Raw genomic sequence first — 19,013 nt, 5'->3', positions numbered from 1 at the left:
AGAAGGAAAAAGGCCTAGGCGGCTCGGGTGAGGAGCTGCGGCTAGGCCTTGGTGATTAGATTATGTTAGAGTGCTTTAGTTCTTAGGAATGAAGGCAGCTTCGTAGATGCTAGGGGCTTCGCCGTTCCAGAGGATTTTGACTTCGAAGATATGTTGGTGGCTGCTGGTATCGAATTTATTGAGGCTTTCGCTAAGTGGGCCGAGCTTTACCCAGCCTGAACCGGTGCGCACCTGGATGGTGGCATGACACTTCGGGTTATGGTGTTGGACGACATTGATCTGTTTGACAGCTGTATTTTCGCTGAGTTTATAGATCACTCCACCAGTTTTGATTTTACCATTTTGGGTATTAGGTCGGTAAGATGTGTTGAGGTCACCGTCGACCATCATTTCGGGTCCATGGCCTTTGATTTCGATGGGTTTGGAAGCAAAGGTTGGGTCGTTGACTGGACGGACGTACTGGCCATTATTGATGAGAATTTCTGAGATTCTCACCCAACGTGGGTGGTAGGATTTGGTAGCAAGGATGCGGACAAAACGGGCTTTGGAATTGAGTTTCTTTCCTTCGAGGTAGGCATGAGAAATTGGGATGACACCCTTTGAGAGGCTTCCGTGGGTGTAGCCATTGTCTTGTGGTTTGGCATTGGCGTCGTCAGACACCCGTGAAGTCTCGAAGGCGTCCACCCAAGTCTCACCATCAAGGCTCAGTTGGAATTTAGCATCACGGATGTGGTCGGTTTCGGTATCGAGAACGACGTATTTGAGGTTATCGATGTGGATGGCTTGGCCGAGGTCGAAGACGATGGAGTTGCCTTCACTGAAGCTACCATTGAAGATGGCAGTGGAGTTGAAGTTTCCATCGAACATCTGTTGGAGGCTTGAGCCGTCACGGATGGGGGCGTGGGATTTTACAAGGGCCAATGGCTGGATCTCGTTTGAGTGGACTTCAAATTTTTGAATATCCACTGACTGTGGGCGGGATGTTGTGTTGACGAGGCGGATGTAGCGGGCGTCTGGAAGCTTGTCCGTTTTTGCGGGCAGCCACTCCACTTCATTGGCTGAGACTTGGAGACTCAGCTGTTTGTTAGAGATTTCTTTATCGATACTGGTGGGGTCTTTGATGCGGTCGAGCTTGATACCGATGAATTGTTTCGGTTGGAGTTTGATGCCTTTGATGGGGTGGAGGGATGCACGGTCGAGTGATAGTTCCGTTTCGAGTGTGTAATTTGTATTGGTATAGCCATTGGCATCTGGGTTGTAGAGGGTGAGGGAGACCTCGTTCACTCCGAGCCAGGTATTTTCTTTTACCTCGGTGGCAATCATGCGCACGCCGCGGGCCACGAGGGTGAGGTCAGAGATTTCGACCTTGTTAGGGAACTCATAGACCTTACTGGAGAGTGGTTTCCATGTCTTACCATCTTTCGTGAACTCGACGATCGCTTTACTGAAGGTATCTTTTGGATTTGCCTTAGTTGCGAGATCAAAGGTGATGGAAGTGATCTTCTGAGGGTGGTTATAGAGCAAGCCAATGTATTCGCCCTTGGTGATACGAGTGGGATTTTTATAAACGACACCGGTACTTGGGTTATAATCGAGGATGGCATCGATTTTTCCAGACGGAGCGGCTTCGCGGTTAGTGATGTAGTTGCGAACGACTTTGCTGGGATCGACGATTCTTGAGACCACGTTGCCGGTGTGGGCGCCGAGTGTTTTGATGAATGGGACGATATGTTGCACTCCGACTTCAGCGTACTGGTAGTGGTTTAGGTACCAGAACGGGTGGTCTTTGGACTTTTCGAAGGCTGCATGTGCGGAGGAATAGTGGTTCCAAGTAGCGTTGCTGTCTTTATCGAGAATGGCATTCAGGCTGTGGAGGTAGCTGATGGCAGCCGTGGTTGTGTCTTGCCAACAATCTAACCAATAAATGATCTGGTCACGGGTTCTTTCATTGCCTGGGTTTGCTTTATAGTAGGCGGCCGCTTTTTGGAGAGCTTCGAATTCCTTGATGAGAGAAGCGGTATCAGCCTTTTGGAATGTGCCGGACTTGAGCTTATCTTTAAAGGTGTTGAGTTTCGGAGCGAGCTCGATTGATTCTTGGAGTGCTCTGACACGGCCATCCATATTTTGGTTGATCATGTGCTTACTGATTTCACGGAGGGCAGTGGATGCCATCGTTTCTTCAGCGGACCCGTGGTTCATATATTTGAAGGAATCGTGCCAATTTTGGTCGGCTTGGTCTTTATCGGACCAGATATTCCAGCTATAGTCGGCAATGGCGAAGAGGGCGGATTTGTTTGCCTCAGCCTGCTGCATGGGGTTGAGGATGATGCCTTGGATATTGGATGGGGTCACCTTTGGGTGGAGGAAGGTGTCATTGCCCCCCATGATGAGGTGCTGTTTCGAGTTATCTGAGCAGGGCCAATTAATCCAGAGGTAGGATGGTCGGCCGGCATGGCCGGGAGAGGCGACATTTTTGATGAAGTTTGAGGTGAAGTGCTCACTCACCTCTCCCCAGATTCGACCACCAGTCATGATGATGGAGGTTGAGTCAGGTGCTTGGTTGGTGACGCGTAGTTGTTGGGAGGAGCCATTGCCCATGTAATCATTGGGGCAGAATGGGATATCGGTAACGAGGTCTGGGTAGGTTTTTTGTTGCTCGATGAGCCACTCGGTGAGGTCCTCGAGGAGTTTGACGTATGTTTCGGGCCCTTGTGGTGGGACGCCGGCATCATCGGCTAAGATGCTAAATGCGCGGACGTCATTTTCGAGCAACTGGACAAACTTGGCTTTGATAATTTTGAGATCATTTTGGTAGTTTGCTTCAGTATCGAAGCGGACCGGCTGGTGCATGAAGGTGTGGAGGGCGTAGACGTATTTGCACTTACTTTCGTTGCCGGCTTTGGCGAGTTTTTTGATTTCGGCGAGTTCTCTTGGTGGGTAGAGCTCACGCCATTTTTTGTTGTGGTAGATATCGTCTTTGGGGGCAAAGAAGTAGGTGTTGAGTTTATAGTCACCACCGAACTTCATGAGTTCTGCGCGGTCTTGGTTACTCCATGGGTTGCCGTAGTAACCTTCAATGAAACCGCGGTGTTTGACATCTGAGAAGTCGTCTACACGAAACTCTTGGATTTGTTTGTCTGTGAGTTGGTTAAAGACGTGTTTGAGGGTGGTTAAGCCGTAGAATGTGCTATCGGTGTCATCGCCGAGGACGGCAATGATATTGTCCTTCACTGAAACGATATGTGAGTCGTTTTTCTCAAAGAACTTTTCTTTGTGTGCGACGTGCTTGTTGAAGTATTGGTCAACCGCTTCCCCAGATGCGTTAATTCCCAGCAGGATATTGGTTTTTCCTGAGACTAATTTGTTTGAGAAACTTGGGGTGAGGCCATGGTTTTTTAGGACCTTGTTGAGGCGGAGCTTGGTGTATGAATCTACGCCTTTTTCGAGGATGACATTGACCTCAGGGGTGATTGTGAAATTGCTGTTTTGATAAGCAATTTTTTGTGGAGTCGGGTAGATTTCGAAGGGGGATTCAGCGTAGGATACACTCAGGGGCGCCAGGAGGGACAGCGCTGTGAGTGCGGTGTGTTGAATGCGTTTATTCATGTGTGTTGTTGGGATGAGCAAGCATCGGTATGGAGCATTGATGCTGATGCAATGGAAAAGTGTGTCTTGCACTATGTCATATAGGAGGACAAAGGAATGTGGTGTGGATGCGGTTGCCCTTTTAGCTGTTAGGGTAGAGGGTGAATAGCGAGACACAGATCTGGAGGTGAAGGAGATTTTTTTTTAGGGGATTCTGTTTGATTCTGGTGGGTTTATGCTTATGGAGGCGGTGGCTGGAACTGCCTAGTAGTTATGGACCAGAAGATCATTATCACATCGACCTTTGATGGGACCTCTCAGCATGGATCCTATTTCCAGCATATGCTGTATCGGCATCGTTGGTGGGTAGTGTTGCGTTCGTTACTCTGTGTGGCGGGCATTTGTTTCGGTGCTTATTTGATTGAGCCAGGCAGCAAGGCGGGGGCCTTGGGGGGAATTTTAGTGATGGCTGGATCGCTTGGGTTCATGCGTCCGATGTTATGGCAGATGTGGCATGAACGAGGCTTAAGAAAGCATCCGGCCTATGGCAGCAAGGTGGTGTATCGATTCGATGAAGAGGGGGTGGAAATGCGTGGTAAAGCAGGTGATGCGGATGTTGCTTGGGGCGCACTTTATGAGCTCAAGCCGACACGCAAAGGCCTCTTGATTTACCAAGATAAAAAGCACTATCTGTGGATTCCAAAATCTGATTTCAAATATGGTCAGATGGAGGAGGTCGCTGCGCTAGCCTCTCGGCGCTAGTTTGGTGTGATAGGTAAGCAGCCGCTAGTGCATGGCAAGCAATCATTAGCGTAATTGAGGAATGGGTGTAGGGTGGTGCTATGTCTACTAGCAAGAAACTCGACATCAAGGTTCCTGAGTACGGTGAACTTCGTGAATCCGTGAAAGATCGTTTACGTCGCATTCGTGAGGCCTTCAGCGAGGCCCGTACCCACAAAGAAAAGCAAGAAGCTCTGAAGAAATTGATGGCTGCGCGTGGGCAGGCAACTGCTTGATTGGGCCCGAATTAGGGATGTTGCAGAATTCTCTGTGCGTTCTGCTAGTCGTTTAGGAAGTCGGATGGAAGGCATCCTTTTTCTTCCATGAAGGCTTTAGAGAAGTGTGATAGTGAGTTATATCCAACCTCCATTGCAGCTTCTGTGACATTGTAATCTCCCTCGCTTAAGAGGGTGGCAGCGTGGTCGATTCGTAGGGCTCTATGTTGTTGTTTGAGGGTCAGGCCCGTTGATTTTTTGAATTGCCTGCTCAGGTAGTGTGGAGCGCAACCAATGTGTCGGGCTAGGTCATTGAGGTTGAGCGGTTCATCCAGACGCTCTTTGAGCCAAGCAATGCATGCATCCGAGCGCTCTCGGTCGATGCGTTTGATTTTGGAGCAAAAGGGCTCGGAGCTTGCTAAGTTGATGGGGGGGAATAGGTGGTGGGTGAGAATTTCTAGGACTTTTGCGAGGTACCAATAGCTGCGAGCTGCAGAGACGACTGGAGGGGTGATCAAGGCTGCAGCGATTTCTTTTTCAGCAAGGCTGAGGCTGCGCACTTTTGCCAGCGCTGAGCTGTCAGAGGTTTTATAATGGAGCAGATCTTGTAGTCCAGGGTGTAAGGCTTCCTTTCTGGAGCCAAAAGTTTGAATAATCCATTTAGGCGTTACGCTGAGGACTAGATAGTCGTCTTTGTCTTCGACCGTCATCCGAGTGGCTGTCAGCGCTTCCCTGGGGGTGCGGTGGAATACAACCATCGTGCTTGGCATAAGGTTTACTCTCAATTGGTTACCGAAAAGAATTGCGGTGCCCTCCAGGTTTAGAACGATGTGGAGGGCTCCCTCTGGCAGATTCGTCAAAAAGTCTCCTGATTGACGTCCCCGCACCAATTGGATCCCTTCGTTTTGAAAATTGCCATATAGAATTGTGCTCTCCATCGCTGCTGTGGGAGAGTTATTTAGCTAATGAGACTCAATAGCAATAAAAATCGCTATGTATGGAGAGGTGATTGGGGTGAGGGGTTTAGAAGCTGGCACCGATAGTGAAGTGGAAGGTACCTTGGGGTTCTTTGGGTTGGCGGTTGAGGTTATAGCCGTATTCGAAGCGGATGGGTCCGATGGGGAGGTGGATACGGGCACTGAGGCCGATGGCTTGGCTGGGGTTACTGAAGCTGAGGTCTTCGTATTGGGAATAGACCTGACCGAGGTCGTAGAATAGGGAAGCGTAGATGGGGCCTTTGATGCGGCGTACGAGTTCCGCGGAGCCGACCCAATACGCTTCACCGCCGAGTGGGTCGCCGGCATTCGAGCGTGGTCCGAGGCCGCGTTCATCGAAACTACGCACGGAGTTGGTACCGCCACTGAAGAAGCGTCTATCGATGGGGAGTTTGGCGGATTCAGCCGGAGTGATCACACCGACATCGAAGCGTGAGATGAGGTAGTGTTTATCATTGATACTGTATCGGTAGGAATTGTTGACATCTATTTTGAAATAGGAGGTTGTGGCATCGCCGACGATGGAGCCGAGTTCGGTGAGCAATTCGCCGTTGTAGCCATCGGATGGGAGGATGGGGTCATTGCGGAGGTCGAGGTTTTGAAGGAGGCCGATGCGGGTATTGACGTAGTCTCTGGGTCCGAGTTCTTCATCGGTCATGGAGCCTGAGCTGGTGGAGACAAAGCCGGTACCGAGGTAGGCGCGGAGGCTGTAGTTGTCGGTGGGTTGCCATGTCCAGGAGCCTTCGGTGCCGATTTCATATTTTTCATAACCATCTGGGCTGCGTTGGAGGGCGAAGCCTCGGACGTTGAAGCTGACGAGTTCACCAAGAAAGAAGGGTTCGGTAATACCGACTTCACCGAGGAGACCTCGGCCAGTGTATTCACCACGGGCACTGAGCTGCCACATCTTGCCTGCGAAGTTGAGGTCGCTATAGGAGAGACCTAGGATAAGGCCTTCGTAGGAATCAGTACCTACATAGGTGCTGGTGGTCACCGATTTCCCTTCTTCGATTTCGATATCGAGATCGATGTAGCCATCGTCCTGGGGTTGAGGGGTGACGATGACTTTGCTGAAGATGCCGGAGCGCAGTAATTTGTTGGTAGCTTTGTCGGCTTTATCGGCGTCGTAGGTTTTGTTGACGAGGTTTTTGTATTGGCGTGCGATGCGTTTCGTTTCGGTATCTCTGTTGCCGTGGACCTTAATATTTCTGAGGACATAGCGGCGTCCTTGATTGATGGTAAATGCGAGGGTGGTGCGGTTATTGGCGTGGAGGGTTTCGACATCGACTTTGGCGAAGTGGTAGCCGGTACGGCGGAAGTAGCTATTCACCTCAGCATTGATTTTGACGATATTCTCGGTGGTGGAGGCTTGGCCCACGATATCTGGGAAGAGCTGGAGGATTTCTTGTTGGGTGGCTGGTGAGATGCCTTTGAAGGTGGGGCGGGTGAGGATATGGAGTTGGCCTTGGTCGATATCTAGAAGGACATTCATGCGTCCGGTGCTAGGGTCTAATTGCTCTTTGACTAGTGTGACTTTGGCTTTCCAGAAGGCGCTTGCCTTGAGGAAGTTTTCGACATTGGTGACACCTTTATCGGTATATTCTTGGATGTAAGGGGCATTTTTGATGCTCACAAGTTCCCCCTCGACGAGTGGTTGATAGAAGTAGTTGGTGAGTGCCTCAGAGTCGAGAGTAGTGGTGGAGCGTGTGGCAACCGTTCCGTAGAAGTAGCGTTGGCCGGAAGTGACTTTGAGAATGATTGTGTTTCCGCTAATTGACCATTGCACATCGGACTTGGCGTAACCACGTCTGAGGAGGAGACGTTTGAGATAGAAGGCGGCGTCATCGGCACGCCAGGAGGTGGCGGGGCGTGCTGAGATGAATTGTAATCGTGGTTTGAGCTGGTCCTCGAAGATCACCCTGCTCTTCTCGTCGATGCCCACGATGCGCACTTCCGCTGCTTGAAGCAGAGAGATGAACAGAAGGGGGATGATGGAGAGAAGGTATTTCATCTAACGGAACTTCAGCACAAAGACGACGAGGCCTCTGGTATTTTTCTCTTCATCGACCTGAGCCGTGAGGTAGAGTCGTTGGTTTAATTTGATTTTAGCGGAGGAGAACTTACGACCGGTGAAGCCATCGGTTTCATTGATATTGAATTCGAAGTCTTCGACGGCTGAGAGGACGGTTTCGAGAGCACGAGTGGAGCGGCTGTTACCGGATTCTTGTTTAAGTTTGGCGAGGAAGAGCTGGAGTGCGCGCAAGGTGGCAGCTTCTTTATTGTTGCTGAGTCCAGTGGCAGTGACACCGGTTGCCAGGAGTGTCATGATGTCATTTTTTGCGAGTGGGGGGTAGGAAGTGAAGGTAGTCCTCGGGGCGGTGGCGGGGCCGTAGACAAAGATGCTGGTGTCGTAGTTGTTAACCATCGACTTGCCTTGGATATCGAGCGTGGGGATGAAGCCATTTTCTGGGGAGAAGTTGAGGACGCCTTTAGTGAGGCGCAGTTCTGAAAATGGGAGGCGGGCGACGACTTTATTGGCGAAGATTTTGCCGCTTAATTTGGGGTCACCGAGGGTGCCAGTGGCACGGATGGAGCCTTCGACCTGACCGCGGGCGATATTGCCGCGAATGAGGAGGGGGTCTTGCATACCGACCTTGAGGTCGACTTTCCATTTATCGAAGGGTTCGGGGATGGGAATGACGATTTTATTTCGGTCGAGGCCAGGGAGTTCGACTTTGGCGACGGCGGAGCTGGGAACTCCGATGGGAAGGATGTCGATGTCTTTGTAGAATAGGGATTCGACAACGCCGATTTCGCCGCTGAGGGTGGCATCTTCAAGAGTGCCAGCGAGTTTGATGTCGGCATTGGCGCGGACGGAGATGGCATCATTTCTGAACACCATGGCGTGATTTGTTTTCGCTGTGACTTCAAAGATTGGGTTTTTTATGTCTTTGAGGTCAGCGTTGGCGTTGGCTTCAAACTTACCTCCATTGACGGTGGCTCTGAGAGTGGCGACTACTTTTCTTGAGGTGTCGGCATTGCATTCAATCTTGATGTCGGTGATGTCATCGACGGTATCATCAGCGATGACGAGTAGAGGGATATCAATTTTGGTTTTCAGCTCGACTTGAGGGTCTGATAGCTTACCGGATATTTTGGCTTCGCCGTTCAGGTTACCAGTGATTTCTTTGAGCTGTGGGACGATACGAGCGATGCGTTTGAGTGGGAGTGTGTTGATGATGAGGTTTCCTTCGACTTCGGAGGTGTCGAGGATTTTTTGGACGTCTTCTGCATCGCGCACCCAGGCGAGTGGGGTGAAGGGGATGTGGGCATCTAGGGTCATGCGCTGGGTCGAGCCTTCTAGCAATTCGCCGTCGAAGATGAGCCTTTTATTTTCGCTGTGGAACTTGGCGAGCATGTGGATGGGGGCGAGGTCTTGATTAGCGATGCCGCGCAGGCCCTGGAGTTGGATAGCGCCTTTGAGTTCTGGTTTGTGTGGGGAGCCGATGAGGTCGAGTTCCATGGCGACGGAGCCTTCGAGGTCGGCGACTTGCTTAATCTCGTGGAGCTTGAGCCACTGATTAATTTTGGGGATATCGAGTGGTTGGACATCGAGGTCGATGGTCCATGGGGATTCTTGTGCGAGGAAGTTTTCGAGTGACTGGATGTCAGTCGTAAGGGGGATTTTGGCGGCGACCTTAGCGAGTGGTTCTTGTTGTTTGAGGATGTTGCCTTGTTTGAGGTGGAGGAAGTTACCATCCCAGAGGATCTGTGCTTGGGCGAGGAAGTCTTCTTCTCTCAGTTCGAAAGAATTGATGGTGATGGAATTCGGCCATTGGTATTCGCTGGCGAGGTCAATTTGGAGTTCTTCGTCGTCGGCGATACCGAGTTTACATTGTTTGAGGGTGAGGGTACCGGACTGTGGGGCTTGGAGGTCGGAGTGTCCGGTGCCTTGCCAGCTGAGCTGGAGTGGGGCGTTGAGTGAAACGGGAGCTTCGAAGCTTGCGAGAAGGGCGTTGATCCAATCTGGTGAGGGTTCGTTGATGTTGAGGCTAGCTTCGTAGAGGTCTCCCTCGAAGGTGTAGTTTGCTGCGAGCTCGGCGATTGCGGCATTTTGATTTTTGAGGGAGAGTTCGACGTTACCTGTTTTGAGGTGTTGGTAGTTGGCTTTGGCGAGGATGTGGGGGAGGGGGAGCTTATTGGCCAGCATGCCGGAGGCGCTGAGTTCCGCGTCTAAAGAATGGAGCTTGAGTGCTTTTAGGCTGAGTTTGCCGTGGGCCTGGATTGCGGTTTGACTGAGGTCGAGAGTCGCTGGCAGGTTGGCAAGAGCCTTGGGCAGCTGGGCAGCTTTTGGGCAGGAAAATTTGTAGCGGACACTGGCATCTTCCCACCAAGTGTCGGATTCTGGTGCGTCCCAAGTTCCATCAGCCTCTAGGTTGAGAGGGGCATCGAAACTGGTGGTGTTGAGGGCGATCTGAAAGCTCCCATCTTGTTGTGAGAGTTTGAGCTCTGTGTCGTTGAGAGAGAAGGTGTCATGGCTGATTGAGGGGAGGTCAAGTGTGCCGGTGATGTGCCAGGTTTCGAGTGGAGCAAGCCAATTGGTGACTTTGGCCTCGAGGGCGTTGAGTTCGAAGTCGAGCGGGAGTTCGATATCAAACCGTTCGGAGATGCGGTCCGAGGTGAGGGTTCCACTGGTGAGGTGTGTCGTCAGCGAGTCGTCGAGTTTTACCTCGAGTAAGGCGCTGAGGCATTGGAGGCGGGTGTGGCAGCGTAGGTCTTGCGCCCAATCGGCTTGTGCTTCGAGAATAGCAATTTCAGGCAGGATTTCGATTTTGCTGAGTTTGAGGGCATTGGTCAGCCAGTCGATGGTGACATCTTGGGATGGGGTTTCAATGAACTCTCTGTCTTTGGCTTTAAAGCCGGTGAGTTGGTAGTGGTCGGATTGTGGTGCGTGTGTGAGTTTGTTGAGTTTGAACTCTGCGATGAGGGTGTCACTTTGGAGGATAGTGAGGTCGGTATTCTGGATTGAGATTTCTGGTTGTCTCACCCAGGTTCTGGCGAGCTCGACCGTTTCTTTCAGTTGTTTGATGGTGGTGGTTTCATTTGACTCGGAGGGGACAAATTTATCCAGGTCGATGGTGATGGTGGCGTCATCGAGGTAGACACCTCGGACTTTCCCGTGGATGAGCTCGCGTAGCAAGCGATAGTCGGCACGTGCTGACGAGAAGCTGATTTGTTGGAACCCGCCGGCACCTCGGTAGTCAAATTGCTTGAGGTGGAAGCCTTTGGTGAGGGTGCCTTTTACCTGGGTGTTGCCGGTCATTCCCTGATCTTCGAGGACGGTATCGATGGCGTAGTGTAGGGCCCAGCGGGAGATGGGGCCATTGATTGCCCAGTAGAGGGCGGTCAGGATAGCAGCCGACCAGAGGAGGCGTCTTCTCCATTTGCGCTTCTTGGGGGGCTTGGGAGAAGGAGAGTCGGACATGCTAACAGAGTTTTTGCTAATGTCAGAGATATTGGGGGGATCTCTGGTTGAGGTAAAGAAAAAGCGGCTTGGAGGTGGGCTAAATATGGGAGGGGTGAGGGAGGAAAGAATGGTGGATGAAAAAAAGTTTCATTTTCTATGTTAACGAAAAATACGATCTCATGATTAACTAGTGCACTATGCAGAAAACCCAGGCATACACTGACTTTGTAAAGCTGCTGACTCAGCATCAGCCGGCTTTGCGAGGTTTCATCATCGCACTCCTACCGGGGTGTGATGATGTGGGTGATGTGCTTCAGGAGACGAATGTGGTTTTGTGGGAAAAGATGGGGAGTTACCAAGCGGGGAGTAATTTTCAGGCGTGGGCATTCAGTGTGGCGAAGATCAAGGTGATGCAATACTGGGACCAACAGAAGAAGACCCGGGGGGTGAGTTTGAGTCAGGTGGCATTGGAGGCGATTGCGACAGCAAGGATTGAGGAGAGCCATACGGTAGAGGATATGAAGTTACTGGCTCTGGAGCAATGCATGCATAACCTGCGGGGAACTGAACAGGCGGTGGTTAATGCGCGCTATACTAGGGGGGAGTCGCTGGAGTCATTAGCAAAGCATTTAGGAACGAGTGGTGGTTCACTGCGTGTGACATTATTTCGGATACGCAACAAATTGCGCAAGTGTGTGGACATGAGACTTAAAGAACAAGGAGGGTTGACGTGAAGAAGGAAGCATTTGATGAGCTTGTTCAGTTGGTGATGGAGGGGCAGGCTAGCCAACAGCAGGTGGCTATGTTTGAGGCTCAAATCCTCAATGATCCTGAGGCGATGCGTCGTTATCAGGCTTGGGTGAGCTTAGAGAGCGGCTTGGTACACCGCAGCGAGATTGTGAGTTCCACTCCTCAGGGGGTGGTGCCGATTGAGAAATTACTTTTTGCGCAGCGCAAGAGGGCATTGCGGGTGGCGGCTTTGGCTGCAGCGGCATTGATTTTAGTTTCTTTGTTAGTGTTGAGAGTAGTGACTTTAGAGTTTTCGAGCCCGAGTGGCGCACTCGCCTTCAGTCCTGGAGCGAAGTGGTCAGTCAGCCATGCTTCAACCGACGCTGAAGAGGGAGTGGCATTAGAAATAGGCTCGAGGTTGGTTTTAGAAGAGGGGGTGGTTGAAGTCCAATTTTCTAATGGTGTGCAATCGGTCATCAGTGCCCCAGCTGACTTACGTTATGTAGAGAAAGATAGAGTTGCCATGGTTTCGGGGAATGCGTGGTTTGAGGTGCCAAGGAAAGCGATTGGTTTTACGGTGACCACTGGGGAACTCGAAGTGGTGGATTTAGGTACTGAGTTTGGGATGACTGTAGATCCTGAGGAGTTTGATGAAGTGCATGTATTTACCGGCAAAGTGAGGGCTCGCGTATTGCGCAACCGCCGGGTGAGTCAGACTCTAGAAGCGGGTGAGGCGCGACGCCTGACCTTGTTAGGAGAGTTGGAGGAAATTAGAGTACGCGATAGCCAGTATTTAACAGAATTGCCTAAGACCATTCCTTCGGTTCACTTTGCCTTTGAGAATGGCAAGGTGCTGGAGGGAGTGGCGACTTTACCCACGCGTGACCCCTTGGTGGCACACGCTGAGGTGAGGCATTCGGGTGAGAGTTTTGAGATCACGCGCGGGCATTTTGGTGGTGCGGTGAAAGGGATTGGCAATGGATACATTCAAACCAACTGGCCGGGGATCTTAGGAGATAATCCACGCACGATGAGTTATTGGATCAGGTTGCAAGAGGGTGAGCATCATTATCATTCTATTGCTGGCTGGGGGACTCGGAAACTAACGGGTACGAATAGTGGGTTTTATAGTTATTTAGCGTGTCCGGATAAGGGCACAGTAAGTGGTCTGTCTTTTGGCCAAGTATGGGCGGAGGGGACGCAGGCGCTAGCTGACGGGCAATGGCACCATGTGACCTACACCTACTCTGGTGAGGTAAACGACGATGGTTTACCCGACCTAAAGCTTTATGTAGATGGCAAGCGCGATGAGCTGCATTGGTTTGGTGGTGGCGAGCGGCCAGAATATTTTTCTCCGATACATACGGGTGGGGAGGCCGAGAAGCGTGAGGACCTGTGGTTCTTTGGGCCGATCCATGAGGACTGGGAGCAATTTGATATAGCGGTGCACCGGGAGCTTGATGAGCTTTATGTGTTTCCGAAAGTCCTCAGCGAGAGGGAGGTACAGTCCCTCTACTTAAGGAACGAAGCCAGACAATAGTGGGGGCTGAGGATACTTCGATAGCTTTGGAGGGCTGTGTCCTTCCATCTGTACAGACATACAAAACAAACACACAACCATATGAAAAAAACGATAATGCTTGCTGCGAGCGCAGCACTTCTCGGGTCGGTGCAAGCCGCCACGATCAGCGTCAACTTTACGGAAGACGCTGGACGTGCCAACCAGCAGCTTGGTGCTGCTGATTTGGCTGGCCGCACTGGCTATGAGCAAACTAACTGGAACAATGTTGCTTCAAACGTGGCAGGACCATCACTTGACTTGATTGACTCCACAGGAGCGACAACCACAGCTGATGTTTCCTGGGCTACCACTAATGTTTGGGGCGACGGCACTGCAAACACTGATGCAGATGCTGGTGTTGGAAATGCACGTATTGCCCGTGGCTACAAGGATGATGTCGGTGACGGAGCTGACTTTACGGTGACAAACATCGGATATGCTACGTACACTGCAGTGCTCTACTTCTCCACTGATGCTGGTGGTGGTACCTATGGTAACTTTACCGTGAATGGAGTTGGACCACAGACTTCCACAGGCACGAAGGAGCAATACGGCACGAACCCAATTTGGGACGACACGAACTCGCTCGTGATCACAGGATTGACTGGAGATCTCGTAGTTGATGGTACTCGTGACGGTGCGAACCGCGCGACCATCGCTGGTTTTCAGATCATCGATACGACGGCTATTCCTGAGCCAACTTCCACAGCGCTTTTAGGGCTTGGTGGGATGGCTTTGATCTTACGTCGCCGTAAGTAAATTGTTCATCAGTGCCGCGCTAGCTTTGTGCATGTGCTAGCGCGGCGTGTTAGTATGAGGTTGAACTGCATTGACAGTTCGGAGCCACAGCTCACTTTGGTGAGTTGTGGCTTCTTTGTTTTATAGGTGGAGTTTGAGGTGTGCAACAGGAGATTTTTTTGTGGGGCTACATCGCAGGGTGAGAACGAAGTGGGATCGTTATTTGCGGCTTATGCGACTCATTCGTTCTGATCTTGTCCTGTTCGTTATCTTTTTTGACAAGGGGACTGGTCAGGGGTGATAGATCTATGTTATAGGACTGGGTTAAATAAATAGACTGAATGAGATAGCTATGAAGTTGAGAGCGAATATTGTGTTTTTTGTGGTGGCGGGGTCTGGAATGATGGAGGCAGCGAGTGTTGTGTTGATTGATCCTGCGACACGGAATGGGAGTTTTGAAGATGATTCCGGAAAGATTCAGAATTGGTCTGGTGTGACTGCTTGGGATGAATGGACTGAGGTTTCGACTGCGAATGGGGATAGTGGCGCGGAAGATAATGGTGCTACGGCGACTGATGGGAGTAGGATCGCTTTTTTACAGGCGGGGAATGCTGCCTACAACATGACGAATCATGTGGTACAAGTAGGGGATGTTTTTACTTTTTCATGGGACCATGCAGCACGCAGTGATCGAACCCATATAGGGGGATTAGTTTATGATGATGGTGGTACGATAACATCTATTTTGGCAACGGAAGTTACGAGTGATGGTTCAGCAGTACCTAAGGCGTACGGCGGTACTTACACGGTACTCTCTGGGGATAGTGCGGTTGGAAAGACGATAGGTTTCGGGGTGCGTGCGGTAGTGGCCTACCCGGAAGTTGATAATTTCCAGTTGAGTGTGGAAGCAGTACCAGAGCCGAGTAGTGGTGTGTTGATGCTTGTTGGAGCAACGGGGTTGATGCTGCGTCGTCGTCGCTAGCGAAGTCTACGAGGACTTCTCGCCAATGGATATGTGTGAACTATCATTGTGAGTTCAGACTGTAGGGCAATTGGGTAGATTCTCGTTTTAGTATAGAGGTGTTTACGGTGCCACATGCGGGTATGTTCTCTGGAGAGCTTTAGTTAATTTTCTGAGATTGCTTGTTAACGTCTTGGTGGGTTTGTGCGTTTGCTAGTCGATTTAGGTTTTTGTGTGGAGACGTGAGTCTGCGCATGGGGGCCGAACGATAAGCAATACATTATGAACATACGAAAAAAACACGCGATAGCGGGCATGGTTGCGGCACTAGGCATGAGTGCTGGCAATGTGTCGGCCGCATTGGTGGCCCATTATACCTTTGATAATGCTGGGAATCTTGGTGAGAACTCGGGTTCAGCAGGACTGACATGGAATGGCTCATCAGGGGCGACAGCGGTGAGTGGGAAATTTGGTGGAGCTGCTGGCTTTGTTCCAGCGACCGACTACTGGAACAGTGGCTTCGGTACAGCTGCTGTGGATTTTTCCAACTTCACGGTATCTATGCATGTGAAGGCTCCCAGTGCAGGTAATTGGACTGACTTTATTTCATTCAATGGGGGCGGTGGCACATTAAAGATTGAGCAAAACTCAGGAGGCCACGCCTCAGTCTACAGTACTAATACACCGGGTGGTGCAGCTGTCACCATCGGTGGAGGAGCTGGGCCAGATATTCGTGATGGTGGTTGGCATCAGTTAGGTTTGGTGAGCTCTGGGGGTACGCTGACTCTCTACATTGATGGTATTGCTGTTGAGTCTGCAGCGTATGCTGGTTCTGGCACGATCACAGGACTCCAGTTAGGAGCTGAATGGGCATTAGGGCGTCGTACGACGGCGGACATTGATGATGTGGCGATTTATGATAGGGCTCTGACAGCTGGAGAGATGGCGTGGTTGAACGTCAATGTGGCGACTGAGGCGGTACCGGAGCCTTCCTCAGCCATTCTGATCGGTCTAGGTGGCTTAGGCTTGGTGCTGCGTCGCAAGCGCTAGAATGATTGGCAGGCACCTCTGGCGGGGGAAGTTCCTACTTTTTCTACCAGAGGTTGCAGGCTAGGCTGGAAGAATCTCATATATGGCATCGTCACCTGAAGATCAGCGAGCATTTATTGGGTTGATAACACAACACCAAGTGGCGATCCGTGCCTACATCATTTCATTAATGCCTGGGCATTCGGCTGTAGCCGATGTGCTGCAGGAAACGAACATGGTTTTGTGGGAGAAGCGTGAGAGTTTTCAAATGGGGAGTCACTTCACGGCGTGGGCATTTGCGATTGCTCGGTTTGAGGTGAAGAATTATTTACGCAAGCAGGCGAGGGGGGGGACCCATTTGGTATTTGATGATGCATTGGCCGACGATCTATCAAATTTTTGTCAAGTGAGCCAGCATGAGGCTGAGGCGAGGATGCACGCGCTTGAGCAATGTTTATCAAAGCTGAGCCATGATGAGCTCTTGATGGTGAAGAACCGGTATTCCAAAGGGAGGACATTGAGCCAATATGCACAGGAGGCCAATAAGCCGGTGGGTTCGTTACGGGTGTTACTGCACAGGGTCCGCAAAAAGTTGAGGAAGTGTGTGACCTATCAGATTGAAACGGGAGAGATCTATGGTGGATGAGGAAGCGATAGAGGAACTAATCATCGATTTGTTTGAGGGTGAGTTGAACGAAGCAGGCTTTCAGCAACTGCAGACATTGTTGAAGCAAGACCCACGTGCGAAGCAGATTTACCGTGAGTATGCCTTGGTGCATAATGCGCTTGAACTGCAGGCTCAGGCGGTGGATCCCTTAGCGCAGAAGGTGGTGCCAATCGAGCTCATCATTCAGCGCCAGCGTAAGAAGCAAGTGAAGTGGGCGGCGGTAGCGACGGCAGCCATTTTGTTAGTTGCTATGATGGGGCTAAGGTTTATGCAATTTGAGCCGAATGCTGTGTCGGCCTCATTTGAGGTGTCGCCTGGGGCGCGCTATGCATTGAGCCATGTGGAGGGTGAGAGTGAGGGGGAGAATTTGTTGCGTGAGGGCTCACGTTTGGAGTTAAGCCAGGGGGTGGTTGAGGTTGTGCTGACTAATGGTGTGCGTGGGGTAGTCTCAGCACCAGCGGATTTGACCCTGCACGAAGCGGGTGAGTTGTATTTAGCTCGTGGAGAGGCATGGTTTGACGTGCCGCGCTCAGGACATGGGTTTACTGTGCGTACGGACGAACTCAGGGTTGTGGATCTGGGGACACGTTTTGGTGTGGCTGTGCATGAAGATGGATACGATGAGGTTCATGTGTACGAGGGGAAAGTGTTGGTCGAGACGAGCTATGCAAGTAAGGACAGCTGGGAGCTAGGTGAATTGGCGTCTTGCAGGGCTACAGTTACTGGCAAGTTAGAGAGTATTGCGCATGGGGAAGGAAAATTTTTAACCCAGCTGCCACGGAGTTTGCCCTATTACCATTGGGGTTTTGATCAGAAAGATAATGTGTTAGATGTCGGTGGTGTGCTGCAGGAATTAGAGCCGATTCAGATGGAATGGTGGTCAGAGCTGCAGACGATTGATGGGGTGTTTGGTCAGGCATTTCGATCAGACAACGAGCATCTATACCGTGGAGACTGGCAAGGGGTGGTGGATGAAGAATCTGTATCAATTGCGTGTTGGATCAAAGCTCCCAAGGGGCAGAATTACGTGAGGCAAGTCGTCGGTTGGGGGCGGCAGTACGGGTTCAACGACAGCGAGACTAACGCTTTTTATCTGTATGTGGAAGCTGAAGGTGGTGTGGTTGTGCCAGGGATCTCACTGGGGGGCTATTGGGTTTCGGCTATGACTGACTTGTCAGATGGTGAATGGCACCATGTAGTTTTTGCATGTAATGGGTCGGATGAAGCAATTAAGGCACCTGCGATCACGTGTTACATTGATGGCAAGGTTTGTGAGGTGAAGCGTGAGTGGACGGAGAGGGTGGCGCGCAATGCCGATGGTTATGTGGAGAAGCGCACCGCTGGTGATTGGCGCAATGGCAATCCGGTGGGGATTTTTGGTGGGAGATGGGGGATATACAATGGTTGGACAGACGGGCAGATCGGCTTGGATGAATTGTATCTCTTCAAGGGCCAGATTGGCGCTCAGGAGGTGGAGCGGTTGTACCGAGATAATGCGGTAGAAGCGCCATAGTAAGTGGTTGCATAAAAAAAGCCAACCGAGCGGAGGGAGCTGGTTGGCTGGAAGTTGGCTGATGGTTGGGTTGGGATTACTCAGGGAGCTCGCCACCGTGACGGATGTCAGTGGCTGTTTCCATGTAGACGACATCTTCAGCGATATTGACTGCGAGGTCACCGACACGTTCGAGCCAGCGTGAGATGAAGACGAGGTGAAGGTAAGCTTTGTGTTCTTCGGCTTCACCCTCGAGGCATTTTGTGAGCTGTTTGGTGGCTTTTTTGTGAAGTTTATTGAGCTCAGGGTCGGCATTGATGACCTTGATTGCGAGCTCTTGGTTTCCATCTGAGTAAGCATTGAGGGCATCGGTGAGCATGGTGTTGGCATGCTGGAAGATTGGCTCAATGAGTGATACTTCCGGGAGCTCAGGGGTGCGGATGAGCTTGCGGCTGCGCTTAGCGATACTGACAGCGTGGTCAGAGATACGTTCGATGACATTGGTGATCTTCATGGAAGCCACCACGATGCGCAGGTCACTTGCAAAGGGACGGTATTTCGACATGAGCATGATGCCGTCTTCGTCAATTGCAATTTCGAGTTGGTCGACGTCTTCGTCTTCCGCGATCACCTTGTTACAAAGTTCACCGTTGCGCTCAAAGAGGCCTTGAAGGGCATTTTCAAGGTTTTGCTGAGCGAGGCAGCCGATGTGGACTGTCTTTTCCTTGAAGGATTTGAGTGCGAGGTTGAAGTCGGTGAGGATATGTCCGCCGGTGTGCATAATGGTTAGATGG

14 protein-coding genes are annotated in these 19,013 nt (G+C 51.1%); 9 read left to right on the top strand and 5 right to left on the bottom strand.

Features of this window, described 5'->3' with window-relative positions; all coding sequences use genetic code 11:
* Positions 1-75: 75 nt before the first annotated feature.
* Entirely contained in the window at positions 76-3,606 is a 3,531-nt protein-coding gene (locus ACFSW8_RS08015; protein WP_377177909.1) for a beta-N-acetylglucosaminidase domain-containing protein, read from the bottom strand.
* A 252-nt stretch (positions 3,607-3,858) separates the two neighbouring features.
* Here ACFSW8_RS08015 and ACFSW8_RS08010 point away from each other — a divergent pair, with 252 nt between their 5' ends.
* Together ACFSW8_RS08010 and ACFSW8_RS08005 are read left to right on the top strand one after the other, a co-directional pair.
* Positions 3,859-4,347 carry a YcxB family protein gene (locus tag ACFSW8_RS08010; RefSeq protein WP_377089333.1) on the top strand — a complete coding sequence of 163 codons (489 nt, stop codon included), beginning with the start codon at positions 3,859-3,861 and terminating at the stop codon, positions 4,345-4,347.
* Between the two features lie 80 nt (positions 4,348-4,427).
* A complete protein-coding gene (locus tag ACFSW8_RS08005) occupies positions 4,428-4,601 on the top strand; it encodes a hypothetical protein (RefSeq protein ID WP_377089334.1) in 174 nt (57 codons plus the stop codon).
* Positions 4,602-4,645: 44 nt separating this feature from the next.
* Here ACFSW8_RS08005 and ACFSW8_RS08000 read toward each other — a convergent pair whose 3' ends face one another.
* From ACFSW8_RS08000 to ACFSW8_RS07990, 3 genes are all read right to left on the bottom strand, one after another.
* On the bottom strand, positions 4,646-5,350 hold the full coding sequence (locus tag ACFSW8_RS08000; RefSeq protein WP_377177907.1) for a helix-turn-helix transcriptional regulator: 705 nt from the start codon (positions 5,348-5,350) through the stop codon (positions 4,646-4,648).
* Positions 5,351-5,603: 253 nt separating this feature from the next.
* Complete coding sequence (locus ACFSW8_RS07995) at positions 5,604-7,586, bottom strand: BamA/OMP85 family outer membrane protein (protein WP_377089336.1); 1,983 nt, start codon at positions 7,584-7,586, stop codon at positions 5,604-5,606.
* Positions 7,587-11,060, bottom strand: a complete 3,474-nt coding sequence (locus ACFSW8_RS07990; RefSeq protein ID WP_377089337.1) for a translocation/assembly module TamB domain-containing protein — start codon at positions 11,058-11,060, stop codon at positions 7,587-7,589.
* Between the two features lie 179 nt (positions 11,061-11,239).
* Here ACFSW8_RS07990 and ACFSW8_RS07985 point away from each other — a divergent pair, with 179 nt between their 5' ends.
* The 7 genes from ACFSW8_RS07985 to ACFSW8_RS07955 all read left to right on the top strand — a co-directional run bounded on the left by ACFSW8_RS07985 (position 11,240) and on the right by ACFSW8_RS07955 (position 18,240).
* Positions 11,240-11,776, top strand: coding sequence for a sigma-70 family RNA polymerase sigma factor (locus ACFSW8_RS07985; RefSeq protein WP_377089339.1), 537 nt, complete (start codon positions 11,240-11,242; stop codon positions 11,774-11,776).
* Positions 11,773-13,311 carry a LamG-like jellyroll fold domain-containing protein gene (locus ACFSW8_RS07980; RefSeq protein WP_377089340.1) on the top strand — a complete coding sequence of 513 codons (1,539 nt, stop codon included), beginning with the start codon at positions 11,773-11,775 and terminating at the stop codon, positions 13,309-13,311. The genes ACFSW8_RS07985 and ACFSW8_RS07980 overlap by 4 nt, the downstream gene beginning before the upstream one ends.
* An 81-nt stretch (positions 13,312-13,392) precedes the next feature.
* Entirely contained in the window at positions 13,393-14,091 is a 699-nt protein-coding gene (locus ACFSW8_RS07975) for a PEP-CTERM sorting domain-containing protein (protein ID WP_377177905.1), read from the top strand.
* A 331-nt stretch (positions 14,092-14,422) separates the two neighbouring features.
* Positions 14,423-15,052 carry a PEP-CTERM sorting domain-containing protein gene (locus ACFSW8_RS07970; RefSeq protein ID WP_377089343.1) on the top strand — a complete coding sequence of 210 codons (630 nt, stop codon included), beginning with the start codon at positions 14,423-14,425 and terminating at the stop codon, positions 15,050-15,052.
* A 261-nt stretch (positions 15,053-15,313) separates the two neighbouring features.
* Positions 15,314-16,081, top strand: coding sequence for a LamG domain-containing protein (locus ACFSW8_RS07965; protein WP_377089344.1), 768 nt, complete (start codon positions 15,314-15,316; stop codon positions 16,079-16,081).
* Between the two features lie 82 nt (positions 16,082-16,163).
* Positions 16,164-16,706: a sigma-70 family RNA polymerase sigma factor gene (locus ACFSW8_RS07960; RefSeq protein WP_377089345.1), complete on the top strand. Its 543-nt coding sequence runs from the start codon at positions 16,164-16,166 to the stop codon at positions 16,704-16,706.
* On the top strand, positions 16,696-18,240 hold the full coding sequence (locus tag ACFSW8_RS07955; RefSeq protein WP_377177903.1) for a LamG-like jellyroll fold domain-containing protein: 1,545 nt from the start codon (positions 16,696-16,698) through the stop codon (positions 18,238-18,240). Before ACFSW8_RS07960 ends, ACFSW8_RS07955 begins: the two co-directional genes overlap by 11 nt.
* A 76-nt stretch (positions 18,241-18,316) precedes the next feature.
* On the opposite strand, the gene phoU is transcribed toward ACFSW8_RS07955, so the two are convergent.
* Positions 18,317-19,000, bottom strand: coding sequence for a phosphate signaling complex protein PhoU (gene phoU, locus ACFSW8_RS07950; protein WP_377089347.1), 684 nt, complete (start codon positions 18,998-19,000; stop codon positions 18,317-18,319).
* Positions 19,001-19,013: the final 13 nt, after the last annotated feature.

The sequence above is a fragment of the Rubritalea tangerina genome (genome assembly GCF_042683245.1).
Classification (GTDB): domain Bacteria; phylum Verrucomicrobiota; class Verrucomicrobiia; order Verrucomicrobiales; family Akkermansiaceae; genus Rubritalea; species Rubritalea tangerina.
The sequence above is the reverse complement of the archived record's forward strand: the minus strand, read 5'-3'. Positions and strand labels throughout refer to the sequence as shown.

What these genes read in the sequence shown, in the direction of transcription:
- ACFSW8_RS08000 (WP_377177907.1), bottom strand. Translation starts at nt 5,350, where the DNA reads ATGCCAAGCACGATGGTTGTATTCCACCGCACCCCCAGGGAAGCGCTG.
- phoU (WP_377089347.1), bottom strand. Translation starts at nt 19,000, where the DNA reads ATGCACACCGGCGGACATATCCTCACCGACTTCAACCTCGCACTCAAA.
- ACFSW8_RS08010 (WP_377089333.1), top strand. Translation starts at nt 3,859, where the DNA reads ATGGACCAGAAGATCATTATCACATCGACCTTTGATGGGACCTCTCAG.
- ACFSW8_RS07965 (WP_377089344.1), top strand. Translation starts at nt 15,314, where the DNA reads ATGAACATACGAAAAAAACACGCGATAGCGGGCATGGTTGCGGCACTA.
- ACFSW8_RS07995 (WP_377089336.1), bottom strand. Translation starts at nt 7,586, where the DNA reads ATGAAATACCTTCTCTCCATCATCCCCCTTCTGTTCATCTCTCTGCTT.
- ACFSW8_RS07990 (WP_377089337.1), bottom strand. Translation starts at nt 11,060, where the DNA reads ATGTCCGACTCTCCTTCTCCCAAGCCCCCCAAGAAGCGCAAATGGAGA.
- ACFSW8_RS07985 (WP_377089339.1), top strand. Translation starts at nt 11,240, where the DNA reads ATGCAGAAAACCCAGGCATACACTGACTTTGTAAAGCTGCTGACTCAG.
- ACFSW8_RS07955 (WP_377177903.1), top strand. Translation starts at nt 16,696, where the DNA reads ATGGTGGATGAGGAAGCGATAGAGGAACTAATCATCGATTTGTTTGAG.
- ACFSW8_RS07960 (WP_377089345.1), top strand. Translation starts at nt 16,164, where the DNA reads ATGGCATCGTCACCTGAAGATCAGCGAGCATTTATTGGGTTGATAACA.
- ACFSW8_RS08015 (WP_377177909.1), bottom strand. Translation starts at nt 3,606, where the DNA reads ATGAATAAACGCATTCAACACACCGCACTCACAGCGCTGTCCCTCCTG.
- ACFSW8_RS07975 (WP_377177905.1), top strand. Translation starts at nt 13,393, where the DNA reads ATGAAAAAAACGATAATGCTTGCTGCGAGCGCAGCACTTCTCGGGTCG.
- ACFSW8_RS08005 (WP_377089334.1), top strand. Translation starts at nt 4,428, where the DNA reads ATGTCTACTAGCAAGAAACTCGACATCAAGGTTCCTGAGTACGGTGAA.
- ACFSW8_RS07970 (WP_377089343.1), top strand. Translation starts at nt 14,423, where the DNA reads ATGAAGTTGAGAGCGAATATTGTGTTTTTTGTGGTGGCGGGGTCTGGA.